General features: G+C 71.7%; 8 protein-coding genes. 4 read left to right on the plus strand and 4 right to left on the minus strand.

Translation table 11 applies throughout. From position 1 onward, the window contains the following. Window positions 1–11: 11 nt before the first annotated feature. On the minus strand, window positions 12–350 hold the full coding sequence (locus ACRX5W_RS22945; protein ID WP_436790145.1) for a hypothetical protein: 339 nt from the start codon (window positions 348–350) through the stop codon (window positions 12–14). A gap of 718 nt (window positions 351–1068) precedes the next feature. Further along, a complete protein-coding gene (locus tag ACRX5W_RS22950) occupies window positions 1069–2262 on the minus strand; it encodes a tryptophan dimethylallyltransferase family protein (protein ID WP_436790146.1) in 1194 nt (397 codons plus the stop codon). A 273-nt stretch (window positions 2263–2535) separates the two neighbouring features. On the opposite strand from ACRX5W_RS22950, the gene ACRX5W_RS22955 reads away from it, so the two are divergent. The 3 genes from ACRX5W_RS22955 (at window position 2536) to ACRX5W_RS22965 (ending at window position 12462) form a co-directional block, all read left to right on the plus strand. Then, window positions 2536–10104, plus strand: coding sequence for an amino acid adenylation domain-containing protein (locus tag ACRX5W_RS22955; RefSeq protein WP_436790147.1), 7569 nt, complete (start codon window positions 2536–2538; stop codon window positions 10102–10104). Window positions 10105–10165: 61 nt separating this feature from the next. Continuing rightward, a complete protein-coding gene (locus ACRX5W_RS22960; RefSeq protein ID WP_436790148.1) occupies window positions 10166–11362 on the plus strand; it encodes a cytochrome P450 in 1197 nt (398 codons plus the stop codon). 173 nt (window positions 11363–11535) lie between these two features. After that, complete coding sequence (locus ACRX5W_RS22965; RefSeq protein WP_436790149.1) at window positions 11536–12462, plus strand: methyltransferase domain-containing protein; 927 nt, start codon at window positions 11536–11538, stop codon at window positions 12460–12462. Window positions 12463–12537: 75 nt separating this feature from the next. Here ACRX5W_RS22965 and ACRX5W_RS22970 read toward each other — a convergent pair whose 3' ends face one another. Further along, complete coding sequence (locus ACRX5W_RS22970) at window positions 12538–13386, minus strand: aldo/keto reductase (protein WP_436790150.1); 849 nt, start codon at window positions 13384–13386, stop codon at window positions 12538–12540. Between the two features lie 263 nt (window positions 13387–13649). Continuing rightward, window positions 13650–16427: a SpoIIE family protein phosphatase gene (locus ACRX5W_RS22975; RefSeq protein ID WP_436790151.1), complete on the minus strand. Its 2778-nt coding sequence runs from the start codon at window positions 16425–16427 to the stop codon at window positions 13650–13652. Window positions 16428–16628: 201 nt separating this feature from the next. On the opposite strand from ACRX5W_RS22975, the gene ACRX5W_RS22980 reads away from it, so the two are divergent. After that, window positions 16629–17309: a TetR/AcrR family transcriptional regulator gene (locus ACRX5W_RS22980; protein WP_436790152.1), complete on the plus strand. Its 681-nt coding sequence runs from the start codon at window positions 16629–16631 to the stop codon at window positions 17307–17309. The last annotated feature ends 2 nt before the right edge of the window (window positions 17310–17311 follow it).

Consider the following 17311-nt stretch of genomic DNA (forward strand, 5'->3'; position numbering starts at 1 on the left):
CCTTCCTGTGGTTACCACCAGCCGGCACACCCCGCCCGGCTGTCACAAATGCGGAAGTACACCTTCGACTTGTCGTTGTAGGTGCCGGAATAGGCTGAGTTGACGACGCGGCCGTCCTCCGAGCGCTGCAAATAGCTCTGCGAGGGCAGCGTCGACGGACCATTCGTCCGCCAGCTTCCGTCGTAGTCGTTGCCATCCCAGTTCCACGTTTTGCACAGTGGCAGCTTGCCGCCGGCAGGGCCGTTCAAGGACGTGCAGGCCGACGCGGCGTGGGCCTGCTGCGGAACGGCCACCAAGGCCGTGGCGGCGAGCCCGAAAGCTCCCAGGATCGTGACGACTTTTTTCCTCATGCCTCTGCCTCCCCGTCATGGCGCCCGGCCGGCGCCCGACGGCGAGCCTATTGAGAGTTGGTTCGACAAGGCCCCAGGGGATTCAGCCGATTTCCGTACTCACGCACTTCCGAGCGAAACAGGAAAAAGCCGAAAGAACGCGGTATATGCACTATCGCCCGGCGATCATGAAATGCCCTGGCGAATTTCCATGACATATCCGATACCCGATCTCTCGAACAGTCCGGCGCCCCTCACCGGCATCGCCCGTCGAACGCGGCCAATATGCGGACGGCCGGCACAGCGGGCGGTGGTCGTCGGTGTCGAGGCGCAGCCGGGGTCGGGAGAGGGTGCGAGGCGGCGGCGTACCCGCCCGCCCCCGCGGTTCCGCAGGTGCGAGGGCGGTCCCGGGGGAAGGCGGCCACCGCCGCGATCATCACCGGGGCTCCGGAGTTCTCCGGAGCGGGGCAAGGACCGCGTCGGTGGGCCGCATGGGCAGTTTCAGGCGGGCTCGGTGCGGAGTACCCGGCGGGGCGAAACCGGGCGGCATGCCGGCTTCATCCGGTGAACGGTGGCATGGCGGGTGGATGAAGTGGCCAGGCCGTCAAAGCCGTTGCGTTGTCACGGAATCGGTGTGGTCGCTGAGTCGGTGTCACTGAGTCTGAGTCGGTGTCACGGCGTCGGCTTACGGGATCGGTTCGCGGAGTCGACGTCACAGGATCGGCGCACGGAATCGGTGTCACGGAGTCCGCGGCGGGGCGGGGATGTCGGCCGCGCGGTAGGTGCCGGGGGCCACGTAGACGGCGAATCGGGGGGAGTCGCCGCCGCGGTAGGAGATGAAGTTCTGGGTGAGCGTGTGGGCCAGGGGGCGGTCCGCGAGTGCGTCCAGCAGGTCGGTGTACGGCTTCGCCGCGGCCGAGCCTTCACCGCGCAGGAAGGCCGCCACGCGGTCGCGGGCCGCCTCGTCGTTGTCATGGACGGGGATGAGGGGGATGTAGAGCGTGGCGCCGGGCAGGTCGTGCCGGGAGTCGAGGCTGTAGGCGGTCACGGGCGGCTTGCGCTGCCAGGCGGGCGCGTCGTGGGGGCCGTTGATCTCCCGCAGGGCGCGCGCGAACAAACCTGGCACGTGGTCGTGGGCGACGGCCGACTTGGCGTCGATCTCCTCGGGGGACGCTCCGGAATGGGCGGTGAAGACCTGGGCGCGGAAGTCGTCGCCGCCGAGGAGATCCACGGCGACGGCCACGGGCTCATGGGCCGCGTCGAAGGTGCCGCCCAAGTGGTCGGCCAGGGTCTGCCAGGGGCGTTCCAGTCCCAGCCGGACCATGGCCTCACGGGTGCGGTGCGCGGACTGCTCGCGCCCGCCGACGGCGGGGTTGAGGTAGACCTTGTACTGGTGTCGGCCGTCGGGTCGCCAGGCGACGGCGTGCGACACGGAGAAGTAGCCCTGGGGTGCGTCGGTGGTGAACAGGTCCTCGATGCGTGCCAGGCGGTCGACACAGACGCCCGCCCGGTCGGCCAGGCGGCGCGTGAGAGCCATGCCGTCCCGCATCCGGGAGTGGGCGGTGCCGTCGCCCGGGCTTTCGAGGGACAGGCGGACGGCGGTCCTGCCGTCCACCCACGCGACGGAGAGCTCGAACGGCATGCCGTCGATCGAGACCCAGCAGGCTCGTTCGGGCGGTGAGCCGACGGGCTGCCGGCCCCACGGGTGGGTCAGTTCGTCGACGAGCGCGCGGATTTCGTCGCGGCTCGTGCCGTTGAGGCCCAGGCTCTCGTGGGCGCGCCACACCTGGTCGCCGGCGATCTCCGCGTAGGTGTCGGTGGGTCGGTAGCGCGTGGAGTCGAACCGCAGCGGGCGTCCGATCATTTCGGCGATCACGCCCGAGCCGGGAGGGAACGCTGCCTGCGTCAGGGTGTCAGGGTTGTGCGCTGCCATGAATGGTCTCCCCGTCGTTGGCTGTGGGTCGCTGTCGGTGGCGAGGGGCGTCGTCGTGGCCGAGCGCGGCGTTTGCGGCCCCGCGTGCGCGGGGCCTGCCCGCGCGTCGGAGCCCGGTCCGGGGATCCGCCGGGGCTCTCCCCCGCTCCTTGAGCATCACCCATCGTACCTATACACTCACATGGAGTAAAAACAGTTTGGTTGCGATAGGCAACCCCAATGGCCCATCCCCACCGGGCCTTTCCGGTGGCCCGCGCAAAGGAGATCCGGCCCGTGCGCCATCGGCAGTCCTCCACCGATGCTCCGCTTCGCCCCGCGTCTCCGCCCGCGACTGTCGCCTCCGAAACCCTGGTGGAGGCTTTCGGCCGCCATGTGGCCCGCACACCGGACGCCGTCGCGGTGGTCGGTGCCGACAGGTTGCTGACCTATGGCCGGCTCGACGCGGACGCCGACCGGCTGGCCCGGCGGCTGATCGCCCGCGGAGTGCGGCCGGGTTCCCGCGTCGCGGTCCTGATGGAGCGTTCGGCGGAGCTCGTCGTCGCGTTCCTGGCCGTCGTGAAGGCCGGCGCCGGTTATGTGCCGCTCGACCACCGGGAGCCGGCCTCGCGGTTGAAGTGGATGGTGGAGCAGACCGGGGCGTGTGTGCTGCTGACGGACGACGGCGGCCCGAGCCCCGGGATCGCCGAGGGCCCCGGCGTGCTGCCGGTGGGCGGGTTCCCGAAGCAGGGCACGAACGAGCGCCCCCCGGCCCTTCCCCCGGGCCACGTGCGGCAGCTGGCCTATGTGATGTTCACGTCCGGTTCCACCGGCGTCCCCAAGGGCGTCGCGGTGACCCACGAGAACATCGTCGGCCTGGCGCAGGATCGGGCGTGGCGCAGCGGCGCGCACGAGCGAGTGCTGCTGCATTCGCCCCACGCCTTCGACGCGTCCACGTACGAGCTGTGGGTCCCGTTGCTGTCCGGGGGCACGGTCGTGGTGGCGCCGCCGGGTCCGCTCGACGCGCACGCGGTCGCCGCCGCGGTGCGGGACGCGCGGATCACCGGGCTGTGGGTGACGGCCGGGTTGTTCTCGGTGCTGGCGGAGGAGGAGCCGGGCTGCTTCGCCAGGCTGCGCGAGGTGTGGACGGGCGGAGACGTGGTCGCGCCGGCCGCCGTACGCCAGGTGCTGCGCGCGTGTCCGGAGATCACTGTCGTCAACGGCTATGGGCCGACCGAGACGACCACGTTCGCCACGTGCCACGCGGTGGCCGACGCCGAGGCCGTCCGTGCGTCGGTGCCCATCGGCGCGGCGATGGCGGGGATGCGCGCGGTGGTTCTGGACCCTGCGTTGCGGCGTGTGCCGCCGGGCGAGGTGGGCGAGCTGTATTTGGGCGGTTCGGGTCTCGCGCGCGGTTACTGGGATCAGCCGGGGCTCACCGCCGAGCGCTTCGTCGCCGACCCTCTGGGCGAGCCGGGCGAGCGGCTGTTCCGCACGGGCGACCTGGTCAGGTACGGGCCGGGCGATGTGCTGGAGTTCGTCGGCCGGGGCGACGACCAGGTCAAGATCCGCGGCTTCCGGGTGGATCCCGGCGAGGTGGAGGCCGTGCTGTCGCGGCACCCGGGCGTGGCGCGGGCGGCGGTGACGGTACGCGAGGACCGGCCCGGGCACCCGCGCATCGTCGGGTATGTGCTTCCCGCGCAGGCTCCGGCGGGGGCACAGAACCATGGGCCGGCCCGGGAACCCGGCCCGGCCCGGCATGCCGCCCAGGCCGATCCGGTCGACGAGTGGCGGCGCGTCTACGACTCGCTTTACCGCGACGCGGCGTCGAAGCCCGCGGGCGGCGACTTCTCCGGTTGGAACAGCAGTTACGACGGCCGGCCTCTCCCGGCCGAGCAGATGCTGGAGTGGCGCGACACGACGGTGGCGCGCATCCGCGAGCTGCGTCCGCGCCGGGTCCTGGAGATCGGTGTCGGCACCGGTCTGCTGATGGCCGCGCTCGCCCCGCACTGTGAGTCCTACTGGGGTACGGACTTCTCGGGCCCGGTCGTCGAGGCGCTGCGGGCCCAGGTGCGCCGGGATGCCGGGTTGGCGGGCCGCGTCGAGTTGAGCACGCGCACCGCCGACGACGTCGAGGGGCTGCCTCGCGGCTTCTTCGACACGGTGGTCGTCAACTCGGTGACGCAGTACTTCCCGGACGCGGAGTACCTGGGTGATGTCCTGGCCAAGGCCGTCGACCTGCTGGTTCCCGGCGGTTCGGTATTCGTGGGTGACGTGCGCAACCTCCGGTCGCTGCGCACGTTCCACACCGATGTCCGGTTGCGTCGACCGGACCTGCCCGGCGATCCCCGTGCCGTCCTCGCGGCGGTCGAGCACAGTGTGGCCCGGGAGAAGGAACTGCTGGTCGACCCGGCGTACTTCACCGGCCTGGCCCAGGCGGCGCCCGCGATCGGCGGCTGCGAGGTGCGGGTGAAGCGGGGGCGGTTCGTCAACGAGCTCACGCGCTACCGGTACGACGCCGTCCTGCGCAAAGGGCCGGATCCCGGTGGTGTGACCGCCGCCCGGGAGCTGCGCTGGGGCACGGATGTCGCCGACCTCGGGGAACTGGCCCGCCACATCCGCCCCGGGGACATCCGGGTGACCGGCGTGCCCGACGGGCGGCTGCTTCCCGTCACCCGCGCGCTGCGGGCGATCCGTGACGGCGGTCCAGTGCAGCCCTTGTCGGCGGGCGACGACGCGGATTTCACGTTGCTGGAGGAGTTCCACGCGCTCGCGGACGAGACCGGTCTGCGGGCCTCCGCGTGCTGGTCCTCGGGCGGCGACGACACTTTCGACGTCCTGCTGACCTCCCGTCGTCCCGGGTACGCCCCGGGGCACACCGGCCCACCGGGCGGGCGCGACGTATCCTCGCTGGTCAACACCCCTTCGACCACGCGGGCCACCGACGCGCTGCTCGCGTCGATCCGGGCGTTTCTGCGCGATCGGCTCCCGGAGTACCTGATGCCGTCGGCGACGGTCGTGCTGGATTCCCTGCCGCTGACCGCGCACGGCAAGGTGGACCGGCGCCGCCTGCCCGCTCCGGATCTGGGATCCGCCGACGACGGACGGGCGCCGCGCGACCCGTTGGAACAGCTGTTGTGCGAGCTGTTCGCCGACATCCTGGGCGTCGCCGGGGTGGGCATCGACGACAGTTTCCTGGCGCTCGGCGGGCACTCCCTGTCCGCGACCCGTCTGATCACCCGGCTGCGTTCGCGGCTCGGCGTCGATCTCGCGGTGCGCTGCGTCTTCGAGTCCCCCACCGTCGTCGGCCTGGCCGAGCGGGTGCGCCGCGCCTCGGCGGGCGACCGGCCGCCGCTGGTGCCCATGCCCCGGCCCCGCGAACTGCCGTTGTCGTTCGCGCAGCGCCGCCTGTGGTTCCTCGAACGCCTGGAGAAGCACGGCGCCGCGTATCACGTCCCGCTGGTCGTGGACCTGCACGGGCCCGTGGACACCGCCGCCCTGCACGGGGCCCTCGGCGATCTCGCGGTCCGGCACGAGAGCCTGCGGACGGTCTTCCCGGAGACCGACGGAGTGCCCCGGCAGCGCGTCCTGCACGGCGCGCGACCGGAGTTGGCGGTCTGCGAGGTCGCGCCCGAGGTGTTGGATACGGCGTTGCACGACGAGGTACTCCGCGGCTTCGACCTCGCCCGTGAACTCCCCTTGCGGGCCCGGCTCTTCACCACGGGCCCCGACCGGCACACGCTGATTCTGACGGTTCATCACATCGCTTGCGACGGCTGGTCGTTGCCGCTGCTGTGGAACGATCTGGCCACCGCCTACACCGCACGGTGCGCGGGTGCGGCGCCGGACTGGCCGGCGCTCCCGGTGCAGTACGCCGACTACGCGCTGTGGCAGCGGTGCCTTTTGGGGCGCGAGGAGGATGCGGACAGTGTCGCCGCCCGCCAACTCGCGTACTGGAAAAGCACGTTGGCCGACCTGCCGGAGCGCGTGGAGCTGCCCGCAGACCGGCCGCGCCCGCCGATCGCGTCGCATCGCGGCGACACCGTGCACTTCACGGTCGACGCCGACCTGCACCGCCGCGTGAGCGCACTCGCCGAACGCTTCGGCGTGAGCGTGTTCATGGTCCTGCACGCGGCGCTGGCCGCGTTGCTGACCAAGGTGGGCGCGGGCACCGACATCGCGGTCGGCACGCCGGTCGCGGGCCGCACCGACCAGGCACTCGACCCGCTGGTCGGGTTCTTCGTCAACACGCTGGTGCTGCGCACGGACACCTCGGGTGATCCCGAATTCGGCGAGCTGCTGGGCCGCGTACGCGAGACCGACCTGGGCGCGTTCGCCCACCAGGACCTACCGTTCGAACGCCTCGTGGACGTGCTGGCCCCGCCCCGTGACCTCGCCCACCACCCGCTCTTCCAGGTGCTGCTCGCACTGCAGAACACGCCCGAGGCCGTCCCCGCGTTACCGGGCCTGGACGCCCGGGAGCGCACGGTCGACACCGGGGCGTGCAGGTTCGACCTCTCGGTGAGCCTGCGGGAACGCCACGGCGACGACCGCACGCCGCAGGGGATGGACGCGGTGGCCGAGTTCAGCACCGACTTGTTCGACCGGGTCACCGTCGAACGACTCATGCATCGCCTTACCGGCCTGCTCGACACGGTCACGACCGCCCCCGCGACGCGCCTGTCCGCCCTCGACGTCCTGCTGCCGCACGAGCGCGCGCAACTCCTGGCGCACACCGAGGCCGGAGCGCCCGACGTGCCGGCCCGCACACTGCCTGAACTGTTCGAGGCGCAGGTCCGCCGGGCACCCCAGGCGACCGCGCTGCGGTACGACGACGCCGAAGCGCCGGTGCGGTCCGTGACATACCAGGAGCTGAACGCGTGCGCGAACCAGCTCGCGCGGCTGCTCATCGGCCTGGGCGTGGGCCCGGAGCGTTCGGTGGCCATCGCGCTGCCGCGCACTCCGGACTCGGTGGTGGCCACCCTCGCGGTGACGAAAGCGGGCGGGGCCTATGTGCCCGTGGACGCGCACTACCCCCCGGCACGGCTGCGGGCCATGATCGACGAAACCGCGCCGACGCTGCTGCTGACGGATTCCGCCACCGCGGCCCGGATGCCCGACGCCCCCGGGGTGACGCGGCTCCTGCTGGACAGCCCCGAGACCCGGCGGGAGGTGCGGCGGCAGCGCGACACCGACATCGGGGACGCCGAACGCCTGTGCCCCCTCGCGCCCACTAACCCCGCGTACGTCATCTTCACGTCGGGCTCCACCGGCCGGCCCAAGGCGGTCGTGGTGACCCACACCGGGATCGCGAGCCTCGTGGAGACTCAGCGCCGCCTCTTCGGTGTCACGCCCGGCAGCCGTGTCCTCCAGTTCGCCTCGCACAGCTTCGACGGGGCGGTGTGGGAGGTGTGCGGCACCCTCCTGACGGGCGCCACGCTGATCCTGGCGCCGCCCGAAGTGACAGCCCCCGGGCCCGAGTTGGTCGCTCTGGTCGCACGCCGGAAGGTCACGCACGCCACCTTGCCGCCGGCCGCGTTGTCGGCGATGGACCCCTCGGACCTGCCGTCGCTGACCACGATGATCGTGTCCGGTGAAGCGCTGCCGGAGGAGAAGGCGAGGCAGTGGTCGCCCGGCCGGCGCCTCATCAACGGCTACGGGCCCACCGAGACGACGGTGTGCGCGACGCTCAGCGCCCCGCTGCCGGGCTCATCCGGCAGCGGGGCACCGCCGCCGATCGGCCGGCCCACGGTCGGGGTCCGGGCGTACGTCCTCGACCGCGACCTGCGCCTGGTGCCGCCCGGGGTGGCCGGTGAACTGCACATCGCCGGCGCCGGGCCGGCGCGCGGCTATCTGAACCTGCCGGGCCTGACCGCGGAGCGGTTCGTCGCGGATCCGTTCGGTGCGCCGGGCACGCGGATGTACCGCAGCGGGGACGTGGCCCGTTGGAATGCCGACGGAGAACTGGAGTTCATCGGCCGCGCCGACGGCCAGCTCAAGATCCGGGGCTTCCGAATCGAGCCCGGCGAGATCGAGGCCGTCCTCGGCGGCCACCCCGATGTGGGCCAGGCCGTCGTGGTCCCCAGGCCGGATCCGCGCGGCGACACCACCCTCGTCGCCTACGCGGTGCCCGTGCCGGGCGTGCGTCTCGACGGTGCACTGTTGCGCGCCCATCTCGCCGGGCTGTTGCCGGCGTACATGGTGCCTGCCGTGGTGCTCACGCCGGACGCGCTGCCCCTGACCCCTGCGGGCAAAATCGACCGACAGGCCCTACCGAAACCGGACTTCGAGGCACTGTCGGGCGGGCGAGCACCCCGCACCGCGCGGGAACGCGTGCTGTGCGAGCTGTTCGCGGAAGTCCTCGGCGTCCCCAGGGTCGGCATCGACGACAACTTCTTCGCCCTGGGCGGGCATTCGCTGCTGGTGACACGGGTGATCAGCGGCGTGCGCGAACGCCTCGGCGCGGACCTGCCGGTACGCGCGCTCTTCGAACGGCAGACTGCCGCCGAGCTCCTGGACGCGATCGACACCGCCGGCGCTCCGCGGAACCGTGCAAGCGCCACCGCACGACCGGCCGGGCCCACACCGGGAGACCTTCTCTCGGACGCCGAACTGGACCCGGCGATCAGCGGTCGGGCACGTCCCCGGCGGGCCACGGGCCCCACCTCCGAGCGGGAGCAGATCCTGTTGACCGGCGCGACGGGCTTCCTCGGCGCGTTCCTGCTGCGCGAACTCCTCGACCGCACGGACGCCGACATCCACTGTCTCGTCCGCGCCGACGACCCCGGGCAGGCGGCCCTGCGCATCCGGCGGAACCTGGCCGCGCACAGGATCTGGGAGCCGTCCGACGCGCACCGCGTTCTCGCCGTCCCCGGCGACCTGGAGCAACCTCTGCTCGGCCTCTCCCCCGCGCGCTTCGACGAACTCGCCCATCGGCTGGACGCGATCTACCACAACGGCGCCCGGGTCAACGCGCTCGACCCGTACGCCCGGCTCAAGGCGGCCAACGTCGCGGGAACCACGGAGGTGCTGCGCCTCGCGGCCCGGTCGGGCCCGGTGCCGGTGCACTACGTGTCCACCGCGGCGGTGTCCGTGCCGGGCGGCGCGGCGACCGACCCGGCCCGGGACACGATCCGGGAATGCCACCGCGTCCCCGCGCGGGCGGTGATGCCCGACGGCTACACGCAAAGCAAGTGGGTCGCCGAGCAACTGGTCTGGGCCGCGATCGACCGCGGCATCCCCGCCACGGTCTTCCGGTGCGGCCGGATCAGCGGAGACACCGCCACCGGTGCCGGTTCGGACCGCGACGTGCTGTGGCAACTCGTCCGGGCGATGCTGCTCCTCGGCACCGCCCCGCGACTGACCGCGCCGACGGACGACACCGCGCCCACCGTCGACCTGGTGCCCGCGGACTACGCCGCGTCCGCCATCGTCCACCTCGCGCGGCAACCGGGCAGCCGGGGCCTGGGCCACCACCTCACGTGCCCTTCGCCTCTCCCCTTCGACACCCTGCTCGCCCGCCTGCGCTCGTACGGATACCACCTGGCGACCGCCGACTTCGACGACTGGACGCGGACCCTGCGCCGACGCGCGGACATGTCGGCGAACGCCGGCCCTCTGGACGCCGCCGTGCTCCTGGCCGACGCCCTGCCCACCCTCACCGCGCTGGGCGGGCTCCGGCTCGACCGCGCCAACACACAGGCCGGCCTGGCGGATTCGGGCCTCGCCTTCCCGGAGCTGGACGACCGGCTCATCCGCGCCTACACCGACCACTTCATCGCGTCGGGGTTCTTCCCGCCCCCGCCGCGCCGCCCCCCGCACGCCGCCGCGCGGCCCGGCCGCCGGCCCCGGAGAAGGAGTCCCTGATGACCGATTCCCGTCCGGCCGACGTCGAGGACAACCACCACCACCCGAAGGTGCGATCCGCATGAACGACCAGCAGCCACCGCCGAGTTACCCGTTCGGCGAAGCAGTCGCACTCGACCTCCACCCCCGGTACGCCGCACTGCGCCGCGAGCAGCCCGTCCTGCGGGTCGGCTGCCCCTACGGCGAGGACGCGTGGCTGGTCACCAGTCACGCCGACGTCAAGACCGTCCTCGGCGACCGCCGCTTCAGCCGGGCGCTGGCCGCCGAACACGACGAGTCCCGGCTGACGCCGCTGCCCATCCACACGAGCATCCTGGGCATGGACGCGCCTGACCACACCCGCCTGCGGCGGCTGCTGGCCAAGACCTTCACGGCGCAGCGCACCCAACGCCTGCGGCCGCGAGTCGAGCGCGAGGCCGAACGGCTCCTCGACGAACTGATCGCCGCCGGCGCGCCCGGCGACCTCATGGAGGACTTCGCCGTCCCGTTCGCGGGCACCGTCGTCTGCGACCTGCTGGGCGTCCCGTTTCCGGACCGGCAGCAGTTCCGCGGCTGGCTCGACGCCTTCTCCGCGACCACCGTGATGTCGCAGGAGGAGATCGAGCGGGACACACAACGCCTGCACGACTACATCAGGCGCCTGATGGTCAGCCGGCGGCGCGAACCCCAGGACGATCTGATCAGCGCGATGGTGAAGGCGAGCGACGAGGAGGACAAGCTGTCGGAGACGGAACTGGTGGAACTGGCGAGCGTGCTCCTCATCGCCGGCCACGAGACCGTCTCGTCACAGCTCATCGACTCGTTGTTCGTGCTCCTGACGCACCCCGAACAGCTCCGGCAGCTCCAGGACGATCCCAGGCTCATGCCGTCCGCGGTCGAGGAACTGCTGCGGTACGTGCCGCTCATCTCGCATGTCACGTTCGCCCGCTACGCGACGCAGGACGTCGAACTGGGGGGAACGGTCGTACGCGCCGGCGAGTCGGCCCTGCCGGCGATCCCCTCGGCCAACCGCGACGCGGCCGTGTTCGCCGACCCGGACCGGTTGGACCTCACCCGCACCCACAACCCCCACCTCGGCTTCGGCTACGGCAGCCACCGCTGTCTCGGCGCTGCTCTGGCCCGGTTGGAGATGCAGGTGGCCCTGCAAGCAGTCCTCACGCGGTTTCCCGCCCTGCGGTGTGCCGTGCCCCCGGAGGAACTGCGTTGGAAGGAGGGCATGCAGGTGCGCAGTCTCCTGCATCTGCCGGTCACCTGGTGACCCGGCAGCCCGCCCTCGCCCGCAACAGCACCTCTTCCGTGTGAAGCACGGATTATCGCCCTCCGCTGTATTGAACGCCCAACCGCCGGGAGGCGGTTCGGCTTCCCTCGCCCTGCTCCGCAGGGGTCCGTTCCCTCCCCGGTCTGAAGCCGGGGTAACCACGGAGGAATCCGATGACCGATGTGACGACGGCTGCCACGGCCCGGACGGCCGACAGCCCCGAGACCGCCGCCACGAACACCCCCACGGGTGTGTCCCCGCAGGAAGTCGGCGACTGGTACGACCAGTTCGGCGACATCTACCACCAGACCCTCGGCGAAAGCGTGCACTGCGGCCTGTGGTTCCCGCCGGACCAGCCCCAGCCGACGAGCCTCGACCTGGTCGACCTGTCGTCCCACGCCCAGGACCGCTACACCGACTACCTGATCGGGATTCTGGACCCCCAGCCGGGCCACCACGTCCTCGACATCGGCTGCGGCACCGGGCGCTCGGCCTTGCGCCTGACCGAGCAGCGGGGCGCACGGGTGACGGGCGTCGCGATCAGCCGGCAGCAGGTCGCGCGGGCCAACCAGCTCGCCCGCGAACACCGCCGCCTCGACAAGCTCGTCTTCGAGTACGCCGACGCTGCGAAACTCCCGTACGCGGACAACACCTTCGACTGCGCGTGGGCCGTCGAGAGCATCTGCCACATGGACCGGGCCGCGGCCCTGCGGGAGGCATGGCGCGTGCTGCGCCCCGGTGGTGTTTTCCTGGTCCTGGAATCGGTGCTGACCGATGAGCTCACGGACGCCGAACGTGCCGTGTTCGACGCGATGTTGGCGTCGAACCTCCCGCTCCGGATGCCGGACTTCTTCGCCCTGGTCGACCGCGCGGGCTTCCACACCCTGGAGCTGAAGGACCTGTCCGCGAACCTCGCGATGACCATGAACGTGATGGAACTCGCCTGCCACGACCACCGCGAGGAGTTCGTCCGGCGCTTCGGCGCGGAGTTCACCGACCTGATGATCTCCGGTCTGCCGGCGGCCCGGAACGTGGTGGCCCGCAAGACGCGGTTCTTCCTGCTGCTCCTACGCAAGCCGCTCGGCGCGGCCTCCGGGTAACCCGGACCGACTCAGGTTTCCCGCGAAGCCGTTCCCTCCGCAGCGAGGGAACGGCCTCGGGTTCGGGGGCGCCTGTCAGTCCGTCAGACGGGCGTTCCCGAGTTGACTGACGACGGCCGGGTCGCGGTGGTCGAGAAACAGCGAAGCGCCCGTGTCCAGCGCGGCGATGCGGGCCATGTCGTCGTCGGTGAGAGCGAAGTCGAAGACGTCGATGTTCTCGGCCATCCGGGCGGCGCGGACCGACTTCGGGATGACGACGACGTGGCGCTGGATGAGCCAGCGGAGCACGACCTGCGCCACGGTCTTGCCGTGCCGACCGCCGATTTCGCCGAGCACGGGGTCGGTGAAGAGGTTGTTGCGGCCCTCGGCGAAGGGCCCCCACGACTCGATCTGGACGCCGCGTTCGGCCATCAGCTCTTGGTCGGCCGTGCGCTGGAAGAACGGGTGGGTCTCCACCTGGTTGACCGCCGGTGCGACCTCGTTGTGGTCGATGAGGTCGACCAGCCGGTCGGAGTGGAAGTTGGAGACCCCGATCGCCCGGAGACGGCCTTCGCGGTTCAGGGCCTCCATCACGCGCCAGGAACCGTACACGTCGCCGTACGGCTGGTGGATCAGGTACAAGTCCACATAGTCGAGGCCGAGTCTGCCCAGCGACGTGTCGACGGCACGCTTGGTCTTCTCCTCACCGGTGTCCTGCACCCAGAGCTTGGTGGTGACGAAGAGTTCGTCGCGCGCAACGCCGCTGCTCTTGATCGCGCGGCCGACGGCTTCCTCGTTTTGGTACGCCGCGGCGGTGTCGAGTAGCCGGTAGCCCGCGGCGAGGGCGTCGGACACGGCTTGCTCGGTCTCCTCCGGCGGGATCTGGTAGACGCCGAAGCCGAGCATCGGCATCTCGACGCCGTTGTTCAAGGTGGTGCTTTCCATCCGCGGTCCTTCGGTGCGAAGTTGCGTCCTCGGCGGACGACCGTGCCGACGCGACGCGGCCAGGCACGACAATGCCGCGCCACGGTCGACGGTGGCAACTTTCTGTGTCCGTACGACCCCGCAAAGCGACCGATCACCGTGCTGCCGATCCGCGGGTGCGTCGTACCCGAGCGGGAGGACACACCGACGTGGTGAGGCAGACGTGCATGACAACGGCCGGAGCGGCGACCGTTGACGGGTGGGTACGGGCCACCCGACTCCCGTCAGGGCAGTCGCTGTTCCGTCCAGATGACCTTGCCGTCGCTGGTGTAGCGCGTTCCCCACCTGTCGGTGAGTTGGGAGACGAGGAAGAGCCCGCGACCGCCCTCGTCCTCGTTGCGGGCGCGGCGCAGTCGGGGCGAGGTGCTGCTGCCGTCGGAGATCTCGCAGATCAGCGCGCGGTCTCGGATCAGCCGCAGCCGGATCGGGCCGGTCGCGTGGCGGATGGCGTTGGTGACGAGTTCGCTGGCGACGAGCTCGGTGGTGACGGCGAGGGCGTCCAGGCCCCACGCGGCGAGTTGGCCGCCGACCACGGCTCGTGCGTGGGAGACGACAGCGGGGTCGCCGGGAAGGTCCCAGTGGGCCACTTGTTCGGGTGCGAGGGCGTGCGTGCGGACGACGAGCAGCGCCACATCGTCGCTCGGCTGGGTCGGCAGCATCGCGTCGAGGACCGCCTCGCAGGTGTCCTCCGGGCTGCGGTCGGCGTGGGCCAGGACGGTGCGCAGTCGTTCGAGTCCGGTGTCGAGGTCGCGAGTGCGGTGTTCGATGAGGCCGTCGGTGTAGAGCACGAGTTGGCTGCCTTCGGCGAGCTCCATTTCGACGGTCTCGAACGGAAGTCCGCCCAGTCCGAGCGGCGGCCCGGCCGGCAGGTCGACGAAGGCCACGGCGCCGTCGGGGCCGACGACCGCGGGCATGGGGTGGCCGGCGCGCGTGAGGGTGCAGCGGCGGGACGTCGGGTCGTACACGGCGAACAGGCAGGTCGCGCCGATGATTCCGGAGTCCTGGTGGGTGTTCTCCACTGCCCAGCCCTCACCCCGGTCGAGGCGTCCGACCAGGTCGTCGAGGCGGGTGAGGAGGTCGTCGGGCGACAGGTCGAGCGAGCAGAAGTTGTGCACGGCGGTACGCAGGCGGCCCATCGTGGCGGCGGCGTGCAGACCGTGCCCGACCACGTCGCCGACCACCAGCGCGACGCGGGCGCCGGACAGCGGGATGACGTCGAACCAGTCGCCGCCCACGCCGGCCTGCGCGGGCAGATAGCGGTAGGCGACCTCGACGGCGCTCTGCTCGGGTCGGCCGCGCGGCAGCAGGCTGCGCTGGAGGGCCAGGGCGGTTTGGTGCTCTCGCGTGTAGCGGCGGGCGTTGTCGATGCAGATGGCCGCGCGTGCGGCCAGCTCCTGGGCCAGGGACAGGTCGTCTTCCTCGAAGGGGGCCGGTCGCTCGGAGCGGTGGAAGCTCACCACTCCGAGGGTCGCGCCGCGGGCGCGCAGCGGCACGGTGATCAGCGAATGCGCCCGCTCCGCCGCCGGGTGCCTCGCGAGCCGGTTGCTCGCCGCGGGTTCGACCACGGACTGCCCGGTCGACAGGCTGCGGGCCTGCGGGCTGGACGGCATGTAGCGGACCGGGTCGCCCGCGCCGGGCAGGCGCGATTGCCCGTGCACGGCGGCGAACGCAACCCGGCGCAGCCGCAACGGGGTGTCCGCGGGGAACGGTCCCGGCTCCTCGCCGGCCAGCACGGCGTCCGGCAGGTCGACGGCGGCGAAATCGGCGAAGCGGGGAACGGTCACCTCGCCCAGTTCCTCCGCCGTACACGCGACGTCCAGGGTGCTGCCGATGCGCACTCCGGCGTCGTGCAGCAGTTCGAGGCGCCGGCGGGCGAGCAGGGCCAGGCGTCCGACGCCGGGCTCGCCGACGAGCAGCGGCCAGCCGTCGGTGTCCGCGTCACCGGCCGCGACCTGCGGTTGAGGTTCCGATGGTGCGAGCGCAGCAGCTTTCGTCAACAGCGGCACGCTGGTACGCAGGATCGGGGGCCGGATCGCCGTCGGCGCCGCCTCGGTCACGGCGGGCGGCTCGGTGAGGCTCATGCGCGTGACGCCCGGAACGCCGAACAACCGGGCTTCGACGACGACGCCCGTCTCGCCCGCCGCGCCCGTGACGAGGTGCCGCAGCAGGGTCGCCATCCGGCCGCCGGACAGGGGGACCTCCTCCAGGTTCCGCTGCGGCGACGCGATCAGTTCCTCCGCTTTCTCCCGCAGCACGGCGAGGTCGCTCCGGCCGAGCCCGGCGCCGCCTTCGTGACCGTCGGTTTCCCTGCCGCCCGCCATGCGCACGGCCCGCCGGTACGCGGTGAGCAGTGCCCTCTCGCGTTCCGTGGCCTGATCGAGCAGCCGGGACTCGATGCTCCGCGCGGCCTCGCGGACCAGACGCAGCATCGCCGGGTCCGCTTCGCCGCGCAGGCAGGTGAGGTCGAGGACGGCCTCGATGTGCCCGCTGAGCGGGTTGCGGACCGGTGCGCCCGCGCAGGCGAAGGGTTGCAGGCAATCCGCGAAGTGCTCGCGTCCGACGAGGAAGACCGGTTTGCGTCCGGCCAGCGCCGTTCCGACGCCGTTGGTCCCCACGGCCTGTTCGGAGACATCGAAGCCGGGGGCGAACTGCACGTCGTCGAGGCGCCGGAGCAACTTCCTTGTCCCGCCGTGCCGTTGGACCATGCGTCCTTGTGCGTCGCACAGCACCACGGTCACGCTCGTGTCCGCGAGCGACGCGTTCAGTTCACCCAGCACCGGGTCGGCTGCGCGCCGGAACCGGTCGTCCAGGTCCAGATCGGCCGCATACGGATTCGACAGCCGGCCCGGCTCCAATCCCGCGGAGCGGCACCGCTTCCACGAGTCGAGCACCGAGCTGCGCACGTCCGTCTCGACGCGCGCGCCCGCAACAAAACGCTCATGGGCCGCGACCAGCCCGTCGATGTCATCCCATCCGACCGACACCGGGACCACTTCCCTCACGCGGAAACGATCCCTCTCCGGCCGCCGATCGGCACAGGGGAAACCCGTCCACGCAACTCCACCGTAGACCCAACCCGCCCCGACGTCAGGCCCGGCGGTGGGGCGGTGCGGGGGGGGCGCTTGCCGCAGCGGCCGCGCGGCGGCGTACCAAGAGGTAGATCGCCGGTTCGGGCGCCGGAGGCCGTCGAGGAGAATGGCCTCATGACTGCACCGGAGCGTAGGGGAAGCAGAAACCCGAAGACACGCCAGACGCTGCTCGACACCACGGAGCGGCTGATGCTCAAGGAGGGGTACGCCGCTGTCGGTGTGCGGCGTGTGGCGCGGGAGGCCGGCGTTGCTCCGGCGCTGGTCCTGTACTACTTCCCGACCCTCGACGACCTTTTCCTCGCCGTGTTGCGGAGACGTGCCGAAGGGGAGTTGGAGCGGCAGGCCAGGTTCGCCGAATCTCCGTACCCGCTCACCGCGTTGTGGGAGATGAACAGCCAGCCGGGTACGGCGCTGCTCGCGGAGTTCATGGCCCTGGCCAACCACAGCGAGGCTTTCCGGGCGGAGCTGATCGCACACGCGGACGCGTACCGCCGGGCGCAGTACGACTCCCTCACGAAAATGATCGCCGACGGCAACGTCGACATCGGCGACGCGCCGCCCATGGCCGTCGTCGTGCTGACCAGCGCCATCTCGCGCGTGCTGGTGAACGAGAAGGGCCTGGGGCTCACGACGGGCCACGAGGAGACGATGGCGTTTGTCGCGTCGCTTCTGCGGGAGTATGACGGCCCCGCGTCCGCGGCCCGCGCCAAGGGGGCCCGTGACTCAGAGGCCCGCGCCGCGGGCGCCCGTGCCGAGGGCGCCCGCGCGGAAGGCGACGAGGCCGGCGACGCGTGACC

This window comes from Yinghuangia sp. YIM S10712, from assembly GCF_051388935.1.
GTDB lineage: Bacteria > Actinomycetota > Actinomycetes > Streptomycetales > Streptomycetaceae > Yinghuangia.

Bases quoted from the DNA above. Each gene is read 5' to 3' on its own strand.
- ACRX5W_RS22970 (WP_436790150.1), bottom strand. From the start codon at position 13,386: ATGGAAAGCACCACCTTGAACAACGGCGTCGAGATGCCGATGCTCGGC.
- ACRX5W_RS22965 (WP_436790149.1), top strand. From the start codon at position 11,536: ATGACCGATGTGACGACGGCTGCCACGGCCCGGACGGCCGACAGCCCC.
- ACRX5W_RS22980 (WP_436790152.1), top strand. From the start codon at position 16,629: ATGACTGCACCGGAGCGTAGGGGAAGCAGAAACCCGAAGACACGCCAG.
- ACRX5W_RS22960 (WP_436790148.1), top strand. From the start codon at position 10,166: ATGAACGACCAGCAGCCACCGCCGAGTTACCCGTTCGGCGAAGCAGTC.
- ACRX5W_RS22945 (WP_436790145.1), bottom strand. From the start codon at position 350: ATGAGGAAAAAAGTCGTCACGATCCTGGGAGCTTTCGGGCTCGCCGCC.
- ACRX5W_RS22950 (WP_436790146.1), bottom strand. From the start codon at position 2,262: ATGGCAGCGCACAACCCTGACACCCTGACGCAGGCAGCGTTCCCTCCC.